Below are 12,802 nucleotides of genomic sequence, written 5' to 3'. Positions count from 1 at the left end.
TGCCCGGGCTCGGTTCAGGACGGCTGGGGCGCGGATGGATCGTTGATGAGCGGGGGCACGAGCGTTGCGGTATTCAGCGTTCCGTCAAAGCCCTGACGCAGAACCCGTGACCAGCCGATCATCCACCGGTCCAGCGCGTCAATGAACTGGGAAGCCTCCGGGTTTTTGTGAACTGAGGCTTTGTTCCAGTATTGCGGCGGTGCCAGAAGCTGGCGCGATCCGCGTTCAATGGGCGCAACGAGCGTTTCGACTGTTTCGATGTGAGCGGTGCCCTTGCCTGCCGCTGCGGCATAATACCAGCCGACATTGATCATCAGGCTCGGGACCGGAAAGCCGAGTGTGTGCATTCGGTTAAACGCGGCTGTGATGAATGGGTCACTGCTGACGCTCTGGTTCTCGAGGACGGCATTGCTGGTGTAACTGCATTCCTGTGAGACGCCGGGTTTGTCTGAAATATGCGCGGCGTAGTCACGGTCGTCATGGCAGGGGGTTTCGAGCTGTTCGGCCAGATCGGCCGGGACGGGCTGCTGCGTGGCGCGCACGACGATGACGCCCGAGACGACACCACGATCAGTCCGGGCCAGAACCTGCTGGGAGAGTTCGCCATGCGCGCCGCTTCGGGCGGTCAGGATTGGGTGCCAGTCTCCGGCCGGAAGCGGGAGGATGCGTCCGGCAATGGTGAGGCTGCCGTGTTCGGTGATGCCCGGATCGGGAACGCCGATCTGGTCTCCGAGGCCGGGTGCGCCATTGGACTGTGCCCCCTGCGCGTCCGGCTGTGATGCGCCGGAAGCGGCGTTATCGGGTGCCGCGCCCGGCAGATGTCCCGGAAGCCACGGCATGGCTTTCTTGAGCGCCGGGGTGGGGTAGAAAGCCGCCATGCCAAGCGCGCCGACCGTTACGATCACGCTGGTGCGCCAGAGTGGCGCACGCCGCCAGAGCCGTCCGAATGCCGTCATGGATCAGTGACTCACCCGACCAAGCTGGACTTCGGAATCACTGGCGATTTCCGTGATGACGGTGCCGTCGTCCTGCGTAACGAGGCGGACGCGCTTTGCGCCCTGCTGACGCGCGACGATCAGGCTTTCACTGACCATGTCCTCGATAGAGCGAACAAGATCGCGTGCGCTGGCGCCGGTGCCGAGGTTCTTCTGCTTCATCATGACCTGGAACAGGACACCAGCGTCGATGCCGCCGGTTTCCACATGCAGGCCGTAACCTTCGATCATGGCCTCGATTTCGAGTGCGGCAACGCGGGCGAGATCCAGACCGCGCAGGGCACGGAAAATGAAAATCCGGTCCAGACGGTTGAGAACTTCGGGGGCGAAGCCGGATTTGCGCAGGGCCTCGACCGATTCGGCACGCATCTTCTCGGGCTCGTTTGCGAGGCGATCAGAGATTTCCGTCAGGGCTTCGGTGGCGATGTTGGAGGTCAGCATGAAGATCGCGCGCGTGGTCGAGACCTGCTCGCCGGTGGAGGCCTCCGTGACGTGGCCATCATTCCATGCGGTCAGGAACTTCTTGAAGACGTCCGGATGGGCCTTCTCGATTTCGTCGAGCAGGACCACGGCGTCCGGATGGTCCTTGAGGCCGCCTGTCAGTTTGCCGAACGTGTCGGAGCCGACATAGCCCTTGGGCGATCCGAAAAGCTGTGTTGCGGCATGGGCGCTGGACATCTGCGTCATGTCGAAATGCAGCAGGGGGCGTTCCATCTGCTTGGCCATCTGCTTGGCGAGATAGGTCTTGCCGGTACCAGGAGGGCCTGCGAGCAGGAAAATCCCCACGGGCTTGCCACGGACCTGAAGGGCCAGACGGCGGCGCATCTGCTGGGCGATATCCTCGCAGACCTGATCCTGTCCGATGACGCGGGCGCGGAGGGACGCGGCCAGTTCGTCGGCGTCGAGAACGGTTTCGCGCTGTTCGCGGGCCATGAGTTCTTCAAGGGCTCCGCGGTTCGTCAGACGGCTGAGAACATCCATGATGAGACCTTTCCTGCGGCGCAGTCCGCGACGCGCCAGTTTTTCGGCTGATGTTTCATACGCCAGCCCCGTGACTGCCAGAAGGGCGCTAATGCCTGCCAGTGGAAGATAGAACCGCCGTCCCCATTCGATGGCGGCCCACAGCCCGTTCAGCGACAGGTGTAGCATGACCGCGACCTGAATGACCGCCAGAATAAGAAAGGCGGCCATCATCAGCGGCATGGCCCGGTTGAGCATGGGCACGAGAGACTTGAACACCGGGCGGTTCCTTACTGGACGATCACATTGAGCAGGACGCGCTGGTCCAGCGTCGTCAGGGCAGGCAGGGCTTCGGGGCCAAGGGCTGTGAGGGCGCCAACGATCAGGGCAGGCGCATGCGGGATACTGACCGGGGCTATGAGGATCTGTCCGGCTTCGACGATCGGAATGATGAGATGCTGGAACCTGCCGTTCAGGATCACGCGCTGTGTCAGGCCTGAGACCGTGACGTCAATGGTCTGACCGACGGCACCTGAAGCATCCAGAACCGGCATTTCCACGAGGCGCATCTTGCCATCTTTTACGGCTGCCAGGATGCGGGCGCGGTCAGCCGGGCTAAAACCGCTCTTTGCAAGGGCGGCAGGGGCCTTTGTGGGCGGTAGCATTGAGAGCTGAACTGCGGCGGTCTGGGCTGCGGGGACGGCTGGGACGTTCTGGGACGGTGGGGCCACAGCGGGGGCAAGGGGTGTGGCTGTATTATGTGTGTAGAAAAAAGCGCCGGCCCCGACTGTCAGGGCCGCGATCAGGCCACCTCCACCCCACAGAGCCCGGCTCCGGGAAGCGGGATCGGCGGGCAGAGGCTGCGGGCGCGGTTCTGGACGGGGATCGGGCTGCACGGTCATTTCGAAACTATCTCACTCCCGACAGCGTCCGAAGACAAGGGCTTTCGAGGCATCGGAATGTAAACAAATCTTTCGACTCGCCGAATGGACAAGCTGTTCAGGAATAAAGGGATTTGCGTTCCTCTTGCGTCTTGAGGGGAGGTGACTTACATAAGGCACATTCCATTCATCTTCCGCTCATTTGGGGGGTGGCCCTGACGGGCCGCCTTTTTTGTCTTGTCTCAGCAGCACGCCTCTTCCGACATCGAACTGCCTCACCTTACGGGGCTGGAAGCCCGTATCGCGGAACGGATCGCGCCGACTCTGGCCGATCTGGGCTACGAACTCGTGCGTCTTTCGGTGCTGGGGCGCGATACCCCGACGATCCAGATCATGGCGGACCGTGCGAACGGCTCCCTGATTTCGGTGGAAGACTGCGAACAGATCAGTCATGCCGTCGGCGCCATTCTGGACGTTGACGATCCGATCCCCGGTGCATGGATGCTGGAAGTGTCGTCCTCCGGGATCGACCGTCCGCTGACGCGGGCCAAGGACTGGGAACGATTCGCAGGGCATCTGGCGAAGGCGGAACTGGACGTGCCGCTCAATGGCCGTCGCCGCTTCTCGGGGACTGTTATGGGCGCGCGGGATGGCAATGCCCTCATCCGTCTGGATGACGGAACCGAGGCGGTTCTGCCGCTGACGGATATCCGCAAGGCCCGTCTGGTCCTGACCGATGCGCTGATCGAGGCGAGCGCTGCTCTTGCAGGGCTCAATCCTGAAGGGGAAGATGGCGGCGAAGCGCGCCAGGCGCCCAAACTGAATCCGAAAAAGCCGGGAAAGAAGTGATGACCCGTCTCATGCTGGCTGGAGGTCCGATCTGATGGACACGTCTGTTACACGTCCCGAACTGCTGCTGGTTGCCGATGCAGTTTCCCGCGAGAAGAATATCGACCGCGAGGAAGTGCTCGAAGCGATGGAGCAGGCCATCCAGAAGGCTGGCCGCGCAAAGTACGGGCATGAAAAGGACATCCGCGCGACGATTGATCGCAAGAGCGGTGAGGTCCGTCTGAGCCGCTGGACCGAGGCGGTCGAGCAGGTCGAGAACGAAGACACGCAGATCCCGCTGCATATCGCCCGGAAGTTCCAGCCGGAAATCAAGGCTGGCGAGCATCTGGTCGATCCGCTGCCGCCGATTGATTTCGGGCGTATCGCCGCACAGACGGCCAAGCAGGTCATCGTACAGCGCGTGCGCGAATACGAGCGCAAGCGCCAGTATAATGAGTTCAAGGACCGCGTAGGTGAGATCGTCAACGGGACCGTCAAGCGGACCGAGTACGGCAATCTCATGGTGGAGATCGGTCATACCGAAGCCCTGCTTCGTCGTGACGAGCTGATCCCGCGCGAATCCTTCCGCAACTCTGATCGCATCCGCGCCTATATTTATGACGTGCGTGACGAGCCGCGTGGCCCGCAGATCTTCCTGTCCCGGACGCATCCGGCCTTCCTCGCCAAGCTGTTTGCGCAGGAAGTTCCGGAAATCTATGACGGGATCATTGAAATCAAGGCTGTGTCCCGTGATCCGGGGTCGCGCGCCAAGATGGCCGTGATTTCGCGCGATGCCGCCATTGATCCGGTCGGTGCGTGCGTGGGTATGCGTGGCTCCCGCGTTCAGGCTGTCGTGGCCGAATTGCAGGGCGAAAAGATCGACATCATTCCCTGGAGCCCGCAGGCTGCGACGTTTGTTGTCAATGCACTGGCGCCTGCTGAAGTCAGCAAGGTGGTGATGGATGAGGAAGCTGGCCGCGTTGAAGTCGTGGTGCCGGATGAGCAGCTTTCGCTGGCCATCGGTCGCCGTGGACAGAACGTGCGTCTGGCCAGCCAGTTGACCCGCTGGGACATCGACATTCTGACGGAGGCCGAGGAATCGGAGCGTCGTCAGGAAGAGTTCCGCAAGCGCTCCTCGCAGTTCGTCGAGGCGCTGGACGTCGATGACGTGATTGCGGGCCTGCTGGTGACGGAAGGCTTCCACTCCATCGAGGAACTGGCCTACACGGATCCGGGTGAGCTGAACGATATCGAAGGCTTTGACGAGAGCGTGGCTGAAGAGCTCATGCATCGCGCCAATGATTATCTGGCCAGCAAGGAGCAGGCTCTGGACGATCAGCGCAAGGCGCTGGGCGTTACGGACGACGTGGCCGAACTGGGCACCTTTACGAACCAGATGCTGGTGACGCTGGGTGAGAAGGGCGTGAAGACGCTCGACGATCTGGCGGATCTCGCAGGTGACGAACTGGTGGAGATCCTCGGTGACGAGGCTATCGACGAGGATGCCGCCAATGAGATCATCATGGCAGCCCGTGCGCATTGGTTCGATGGCGAAGAAGCCGACTCGGTAAAAACGGAAAACGATGACGGGGAGTCGACCGACGTCTGATCTTTCTGATACTGATAATGGTCCCGTTCGTGGTGCTCTAGGGCGTCGCGGCTCGGAGCGGCGATGCCTTGTAACGCGAGAGCAGAAGCCGCCCGAAAGCATGATCCGCTTCGTGGTCAGCCCCGATAACAGGGTTGTCCCCGACCTCGCCGGAAAACTTCCGGGCCGGGGAATGTGGTTGAGTGCCAGCCGGGATGTGTTAGATAGCGCCCGAACACGACAGGCTTTCGCCAGAGCGGCAAAGGCTCAGGTGTCCGTACCGGAAAACCTTGCCGATCTTGTTGGTGGGGCTCTGGTACAGCGGATGCTGGATGCAGTCAGTCTGGCCCGGAGAGCCGGTCAGACGGTCTGCGGGTTTCAGAAATGCCGGGAGTGGCTTACTTCCGGCAGGGTAGGGGTGGTGATCCGTTCGGAAAGTGCAAGTCCGGACGAATTTTCCAGACTGGTGTCGGGCCGGCGTTCTCTGCCGGTTGTGACAGTTCCCGATCGGGTCCTGGAATCGGCGTTCAGCCGGGACCGGGCGGTCTATGCGGTGATGGCGCCCGGTGCGCTGGCACAGCGCCTGATCGCCGAACATGAGAGATTTTCGGGAGTGGCAGGACGTCCGCTCCCAGACCCTGAAGGGGTCAGTAAGGAACAGGCGGAACTATGAGCGACGGCAACGAGCGCAACCAGGACGGAAACAACACCCCATCACAGGGCGGCGAACAGACCAGAAGCAGCCGCCTGTCGCTTCGCCCCGCTGGACGGCCGGAGGTCGGGCGTACTGTGGATGCTGGCTCCGTGCGTCAGAGCTTCAGTCATGGCCGCTCCAAGGTCGTGCAGGTTGAGGTGCGTAAACCCAAGCGCAATGCTACTGGCCCAGGTGCCGGTGCAGCGGCCCGTGGTGGTCGGCCGGGTGGTCGCGCCCTGACAGCAGCCGAACTGGCCGCCCGCCAACGCGCCCTGGAAGGGCAGCGTCAGGCTGCGGCTGAAGAAGCGGCACGGCGTGAAGAAGAAAAGATCCAGATCATGTCTGCCGCCGAGGCTGCGCGTCGCGCCGCTGAGGAAGAGCGTCTGATCGCCGAGCAGAAAGCGGCGGAAATCGCTGCTCTGAAGGAAAGCGAGCAGCAGGCTGCGCGGGAACAGGCTGCTGCCGAAGCTGCTGCACGTGCTGCGGAACAGGCTGCTGCTGAAGCTGCCGCGCGCGCAGCAGAGGAAGCCGAGCGTTCGGCTCCGCTGGACCCTCGTACGCATTCGACCGGCGGTGTGCAGCTTGCCGCTCCGGTTCAGCGTCTGCGTCCGCTGGCCGAGCGCGCCATCATGCCGCCGCGTCCGGTTCAGCCGTCGCGTCCTGCACCCTCTGCTGCGCCTGCTGCCCGCAATAACGAGACACTTCATCTGCGTTCCGGCGCAGCCGCCGCTGGTAGTGAGGACGAGCGTCGTCCTGCACCCCGTCGTACGGGTCCGGGGGCGCCTCCTGCAGCGGCACGTCGTCCGTCGGCACCGTCCCGCAAGGCCGGTGGCAGCGATCGTCGCTCGGGACGTATCGACGTCCGCGCTGCGATCGAAGGTGATGACGACAAGACGCGTTCGCTGGCTTCGGTCCGCCGTCAGCGCGACCGCGAGCGGCGTCAGGCCGAACTGGAGCGTCTGCGTTCCGATCAGGTCCGCGTCGTGCGTGATGTCATCGTGCCGGAAACCATCACGGTGGCAGAACTGGCCAACCGCATGGCGTCCCGTCAAGGTGAAGTCATTAAGGCACTCATGAAAATGGGCGTCATGGCGACGGCTGCGCAGAGCATCGATGGCGACACGGCGGAGCTGGTGGTTGAGGAATTCGGCCATCGCATCAAGCGTGTTTCCGAGAGCGACGTCGAAATCGGTATCGAAGGCGTGGAAGACAGCGCCGACGAACTGCTGCCGCGCGCTCCGGTCGTGACGGTCATGGGTCATGTCGATCACGGCAAGACCTCCCTGCTTGACGCGCTCCGCACCACGGACGTGGCGGCAAGCGAAGCCGGTGGCATCACGCAGCATATCGGCGCGTATCAGATTACGGCTCCGTCGGGGAAGAAAATCACCTTCATCGATACGCCGGGTCATGAGGCCTTTACCTCCATGCGTGCCCGTGGCGCGTCCGTCACCGATATCGTGGTGCTGGTCGTGGCAGCCGATGACGGTGTGATGCCGCAGACGATCGAGGCCATCAAGCATGCCAAGGCGGCTAATGCTCCGATCATCGTGGCGATCAACAAGATCGACAAGCCGGGTGCCAATCCGAACCGTGTCCGTCAGGAACTTCTGAGCCACGAGATCGTGGTCGAGGAAATGGGTGGCGACACCCAGGACGTCGAGGTTTCGGCCCTCAAGCGGACCGGGCTGGACAAGCTGGAAGAGTGCATTCTGCTTCAGTCCGAGATGCTGGATCTGCGCGCCAATCCGGACCGCGTTGCCGAAGGTGTGGTGATCGAAAGCCGTCTGGATCGTGGACGTGGCCCTGTGGCTTCCGTTCTCGTCCAGAAGGGCACGCTGCGTCGGGGCGACATTCTGGTGGCTGGCTCTGAATGGGGTCGTGTCCGTGCGGTGCTTGATGACCGTGGTCGTCAGCTCAAGGATGCTGGTCCGTCCATGCCGGTCGAGGTTCTTGGCTTGACGGGTGTGCCAGGTGCGGGTGAGCCGTTCGTCGTTGTCGAAAACGATGCCCGGGCCCGTGAGATCAGCGAGTTCCGTCAGCGGAAGATCAAGGACAAGGAAGCAGCTTCGCAGGTTGCAGCCCGTGGTACTCTCGATCAGATGCTGGCCCGAATTCAGGCTGGTGTGCAGAAGGAGGTTGCTCTCCTCGTCAAGGCAGACGTTCAGGGTTCTGCAGAAGCGATTTCCGCGACGGTGCAGAAGCTGGCTCATGAGGAAGTCGCGGTTCGCGTTCTGAACGCCAGTGTCGGTCAGATCACGGAAAGCGATATCCAGCTTGCCAAGGCTTCGGACGCCATCATCGTGGCGTTCAATGTCCGTGCCACCACGCAGGCCCGTGAACTGGCCCAGCGCGAGGGTGTGGATATCCGCTATTACTCGATCATCTATCAGGTGGCTGATGATGTGGAGCAGCTGGTCAAGGGCAAGGTCGCGCCGAAGCATCGCGAGAAGTTCCTGGGCTACGCCGAGATCCGTCAGGTCTTCAACATCACCAAGACCGGCAAGGTCGCGGGTTGCTACGTCACGGAAGGCCTCGTCAAGCGCGGCTGTGGCGTGCGTCTGCTGCGTGACAACGTGGTCATTCATGAAGGCGAGCTGAGCCAGCTCAAGCGCTTCAAGGATGATGTCAAGGAAGTGGCGCGCGGTTACGAATGTGGTCTGTCGTTTGCGGGTTACAATGACCTGCGCGAAGGCGACGTCGTCGAGTGCTACGAAATGGAAGTGATCCCGGCTTGAGTTCGCGTTCGAAGCATGACCTGAAGGGCCCGGCAGGTGTTGTTGCCCAAGGGCCTAGCACTCGCCAGCTCCGGGTCGCCGAAGAGGTCCGCCGTGTTCTGGCGGAACTGTTCGCCCGGACGGAGTTCCGCGATCCCGAACTTCTGGATGTGCGGATCACGGTCACGGAAGTCCGCATCTCCCCGGATTTCAGACACGCCACGGCTTTCGTGACGCGTCTGGGGCGGAGCGATGTCGAGGTTCTGCTGCCTGCCCTGAAGCGGGTGGCACCGTTCCTGAGAACGGGGCTGTCCAAGGCCCTCAATCTCCGGACGGTTCCGGAAATCCACTTCCAGCCTGACACGGCGCTGGATAACGCCATGGAACTCGACGAGATCATGCGGTCTCCGGAAGTCCGGCGGGATCTGGAAAAAGATCTGGAATAATTTTTTAAAAACGCTCCTCCCTTCCGGTGAGGGGCGTTTTTTGCATTCTGCCCCCTTGCTGGTTTATCAGCGGCCTTCACAAGCAAGGACGGGATGTATGGGCAGGAAACGTGGACGTGATATCGACGGGTGGCTGATTCTCGACAAGCCGCTGGGTCCGACCTCCACGGATATGGTCAACAAACTCCGTTGGGCGTTTGATGCGAAAAAAGCGGGACATGGCGGGACGCTCGATCCGCTGGCGTCCGGTGTGCTGCCGATTGCGTTCGGCAAGGCGACGCGGACCATTCCCTACATCATGGATGCGACAAAACGTTATCGTTTCACGCTGACTTTCGGGGAAAGCCGGACGACGGACGACCTTGAAGGCGAGGTTCTGGCGACGTCGCCGAACCGTCCGACCGATGAGCAGATTCTTGCCGTTCTGCCTGCGCTGACAGGTAATGTCATGCAGGTACCCCCCGTGTTTTCGGCACTTCGGGTCGGGGGAGAGCGGGCCTATGACATGGCGCGCGCAGGTCGTCCGCCCGAGCTTCCGCCCCGTCCGGCGCGGATCGATTCGATAACGCTGGTGGAACGTCCGGATGCGGATACGGCCGTTTTTGACGTGCAGTCGGGCAAGGGCGTCTATATGCGCTCGCTGGCGCGGGACATTGCGCTGGCTTGTGGAACGGTCGGGCATATTTCCGTGCTGCGGCGGACGAAGTGCGGGCCATTCGATCTGAGTCATGCCCTGACGATCGATCAGATATCACTGGACAAATCGACTCAAACTGTGGACAACGCCGATGCTCTTCCGGCTCCTCTGCTGGATGCGGCGACCGCGCTGGTCGACATCCCGGCGCTGGCCGTCACCGATGCGGAGGGAAGGGTGCTTGTCTGGGGGCAGTCGATAGACCCTTCGGACCTCGTGCATCCTCTGCCGGCATCGTCACAGGGGGAAGACCATCTGTGGCGCGCGATGATCGGAGAGCACGTGCTGGGTCTGTGTCATGTCCGTCATGGGCGGCTCAGGGCAGCGCGGATGCTGGAAAACCACGAGTTTTTTGGAGAACACGATGTCGATTACCGCAGAACGCCGCACGGCACTGATTTCTGAGTACAAGCAGAGCGAGACGGATACGGGTTCGCCGGAAGTACAGGTTGCCATCCTGTCCGAGCGTATCGTCAACCTGACCGAGCACCTCAAGACCCACAAGAAGGACTTCCACTCCCGTCGTGGTCTTCTGATGATGGTCGGCCAGCGTCGTAGCCTTCTGGACTATCTGAAGCGCAAGGACCAGGCCCGCTACCAGAGCCTGATCGAGCGTCTCGGCCTGCGTCGCTGAGTTGATCTGTCCGGGAGCATGCTCCCGGACACCCTCGCCATCGCCTGTCCGGCGGTGCGGGTGCGCGACCGGCGTTTCAGGCCACATGGTGTCGTGCCGGGGACTTCCCGCCATCACCGCCATGCCGTCCGAAACGCTGCTCCGCCACCTGCCGGACGCCCGGGGATGGTTTCACCCTTAATTTGGGAAAACATGCATGTTTGATTATTTCCGCAAGGAAATCGAATGGGCCGGACGCCCCCTGATCCTGGAGACCGGCAAGGTCGCACGCCAGGCAGACGGCGCCGTCATGATCACCTATGGCGATACGGTTGTGCTCTGCACCGCCGTTGGCGCCAAGAGCGTCAAGCCGGGACAGGACTTCTTCCCGCTGACGGTCAACTATCAGGAAAAGGCTTACGCCGCCGGCAAGATCCCGGGTGGGTTCTTCAAGCGTGAAGGCCGTCCGTCCGAAGCCGAAGTCCTGAACGCCCGTCTGATCGATCGTCCGATCCGTCCGCTGTTCCCGGAAAACTTCCGCAACGAAGTTCAGATCACCGCAACGGTTCTGAGCTACGACAACGAAAACGATCCGGCGCTCGTGTCGCTGATTGGCTGCTCGGCTGCGCTGACGCTTTCCGGTATTCCGTTCTTCGGCCCGGTTGCCTGCGCCCGTATCGGCCGCATTGATGGCAAGCTGGTCGTGAACCCGGTTCATGACGAACTCAAGGACAGCACGCTCGACCTGATGGTCGCTGGTACGGCCGAAGGCGTGCTGATGGTCGAATCCGAAGCCAGCGAGCTTTCGGAAGAGACGATGCTTGAAGCCGTCACGCTGGGACACACGTCCTTCCAGCCGGTCATCGACGCCATCATCGCGCTGGCCGAGCACGCTGCGAAAGCTCCGTGGGATCTGCCGTCGCTGACGAAGGAAGAAATTGCCCTTCGCAAGCGCGTCGAGAAGGTCGGCAACAAGCTGATGGCGGACGCTTACAAGGAGCGTCAGAAGCAGGCCCGTTACAAGAAGGTTGCCGAAGCCAAGGACCGGATCAACGAGATCCTGGCCGAGGAAGGTCTGGACGTCGAACTCGCCAAGCCGATGCTCAAGGAGCTTGAGGCGCAGGTCGTTCGTGGGTCCATCCTCAAGACCGGTATCCGCATCGATGGCCGTGACCTGAAGACGGTTCGTCCGATCCTTGCCGAAGTCGGCATCCTGCCGCGCGCTCATGGATCGTCCCTGTTCACGCGTGGCGAGACGCAGGCCCTTGTGGTCGCGACGCTCGGCACGGGTCAGGACGAGCAGATCATCGACGCGCTGGAAGGTGAATACCGTTCCAACTTCATGCTGCACTACAACTTCCCGCCGTATTCGGTTGGCGAGTGTGGTCGCATGGGCTCCCCGGGTCGTCGTGAGATCGGTCACGGCAAGCTGGCATGGCGCGCGATCCATCCGCTGCTGCCGACCAAGGAAGCCTTTCCGTACACGATGCGCGTTGTCTCCGAGATCACGGAAAGCAACGGTTCGTCCTCCATGGCGACCGTCTGCGGCTCGTCGCTTGCGCTGATGGATGCCGGCGTTCCCCTGCCGCGTCCGGTGGCTGGCATTGCCATGGGCCTGATCAAGGAAGACCGTGGCTACGCCGTGCTGTCCGACATCCTGGGTGACGAAGATCACCTCGGCGACATGGACTTCAAGGTGGCTGGTACGGCTGACGGCGTGACCGCGCTGCAGATGGACATCAAGATCACGTCCATCACGCCTGAAATCATGAAGATTGCGCTGGAGCAGGCCCGTGAAGGCCGGATCCATATCCTTGGCGAAATGTCCAAGGCGCTGACGGAAGGCCGTTCGGATGTTTCGGGCAATGCTCCGAAGATCACGACGATTTCCGTGCCGAAGGAAAAGATCCGCGACGTGATCGGCTCCGGTGGCAAGGTGATCCGCGAGATCGTCGAATATTCGGGTGCAAAGGTCGATATCGGCGACGATGGTACCGTGACGATCGCCGCTGCGAACGACGAGCAGGCCCAGAAGGCCATCTCCCGGATCGAAGGCATTGTCGCCGAGCCGGAAATCGGCCGCATCTATGACGGTAAGGTCGTCAAGACCGCCGATTTCGGTGCGTTCGTGAACTTCCTTGGCCCGCGTGACGGTCTGGTTCACATTTCCGAACTGGCTGAAGGCCGCGTTGCGAAGACGTCCGATGTCGTCAAGCAGGGCGATGCCGTGAAGGTCAAGGTCATCGGGTTCGATGATCGCGGCAAGGTCAAGCTCTCCATGAGGGTTGTCGATCAGGCCACGGGTGCCGATATCACGGAGAGCGTGGGGGCCCGACCGGCCCGTCCGCCCCGTCGCGACGCCGAGTGAGTGTTGGGGCGGGGCTCA

General features: G+C 62.0%; 11 protein-coding genes. 8 read left to right on the top strand and 3 right to left on the bottom strand.

The window, feature by feature from the left end:
* Nucleotides 1–14 precede the first annotated feature (14 nt).
* From JK213_RS02710 to JK213_RS02700, 3 genes are read right to left on the bottom strand one after another with little or no spacing between them, the layout of a single operon-like run.
* Nucleotides 15–956: a hypothetical protein gene (locus JK213_RS02710; RefSeq protein ID WP_194261826.1), complete on the bottom strand. Its 942-nt coding sequence runs from the start codon at nucleotides 954–956 to the stop codon at nucleotides 15–17.
* A gap of 3 nt (nucleotides 957–959) precedes the next feature.
* Nucleotides 960–2,213, bottom strand: a complete 1,254-nt coding sequence (locus JK213_RS02705) for an AAA family ATPase (RefSeq protein WP_194261951.1) — start codon at nucleotides 2,211–2,213, stop codon at nucleotides 960–962.
* A 32-nt stretch (nucleotides 2,214–2,245) separates the two neighbouring features.
* On the bottom strand, nucleotides 2,246–2,857 hold the full coding sequence (locus JK213_RS02700; RefSeq protein WP_194261827.1) for a hypothetical protein: 612 nt from the start codon (nucleotides 2,855–2,857) through the stop codon (nucleotides 2,246–2,248).
* Nucleotides 2,858–3,073: 216 nt separating this feature from the next.
* Between JK213_RS02700 and rimP the strand changes: the two genes are divergently transcribed.
* The 8 genes from rimP to pnp all read left to right on the top strand — a co-directional run bounded on the left by rimP (nucleotide 3,074) and on the right by pnp (nucleotide 12,784).
* Complete coding sequence (gene rimP, locus JK213_RS02695; RefSeq protein WP_099286150.1) at nucleotides 3,074–3,685, top strand: ribosome maturation factor RimP; 612 nt, start codon at nucleotides 3,074–3,076, stop codon at nucleotides 3,683–3,685.
* Nucleotides 3,686–3,719: 34 nt separating this feature from the next.
* Nucleotides 3,720–5,273, top strand: a complete 1,554-nt coding sequence (gene nusA, locus JK213_RS02690) for a transcription termination factor NusA (RefSeq protein WP_099286149.1) — start codon at nucleotides 3,720–3,722, stop codon at nucleotides 5,271–5,273.
* Nucleotides 5,248–5,925: an RNA-binding protein gene (locus tag JK213_RS02685; protein WP_194261828.1), complete on the top strand. Its 678-nt coding sequence runs from the start codon at nucleotides 5,248–5,250 to the stop codon at nucleotides 5,923–5,925. Before nusA ends, JK213_RS02685 begins: the two co-directional genes overlap by 26 nt.
* Entirely contained in the window at nucleotides 5,922–8,684 is a 2,763-nt protein-coding gene (gene infB / locus JK213_RS02680; protein WP_194261829.1) for a translation initiation factor IF-2, read from the top strand. The genes JK213_RS02685 and infB overlap by 4 nt, the downstream gene beginning before the upstream one ends.
* A complete protein-coding gene (rbfA, locus tag JK213_RS02675; protein WP_194261830.1) occupies nucleotides 8,681–9,109 on the top strand; it encodes a 30S ribosome-binding factor RbfA in 429 nt (142 codons plus the stop codon). Before infB ends, rbfA begins: the two co-directional genes overlap by 4 nt.
* Nucleotides 9,110–9,206: 97 nt before the next feature.
* Nucleotides 9,207–10,208 carry a tRNA pseudouridine(55) synthase TruB gene (gene truB, locus JK213_RS02670; RefSeq protein WP_194261831.1) on the top strand — a complete coding sequence of 334 codons (1,002 nt, stop codon included), beginning with the start codon at nucleotides 9,207–9,209 and terminating at the stop codon, nucleotides 10,206–10,208.
* Entirely contained in the window at nucleotides 10,168–10,437 is a 270-nt protein-coding gene (gene rpsO / locus JK213_RS02665; protein WP_011253110.1) for a 30S ribosomal protein S15, read from the top strand. The genes truB and rpsO overlap by 41 nt, the downstream gene beginning before the upstream one ends.
* 196 nt (nucleotides 10,438–10,633) lie before the next feature.
* On the top strand, nucleotides 10,634–12,784 hold the full coding sequence (pnp, locus tag JK213_RS02660; RefSeq protein WP_194261832.1) for a polyribonucleotide nucleotidyltransferase: 2,151 nt from the start codon (nucleotides 10,634–10,636) through the stop codon (nucleotides 12,782–12,784).
* The last annotated feature ends 18 nt before the right edge of the window (nucleotides 12,785–12,802 follow it).

Origin of the sequence: Gluconobacter sp. Dm-44, from assembly GCF_018256175.1 — a bacterium.
Classification (GTDB): Bacteria; Pseudomonadota; Alphaproteobacteria; order Acetobacterales; family Acetobacteraceae; genus Gluconobacter; species Gluconobacter cadivus.
This window is presented reverse-complemented; position numbering and strand designations above follow the sequence as displayed.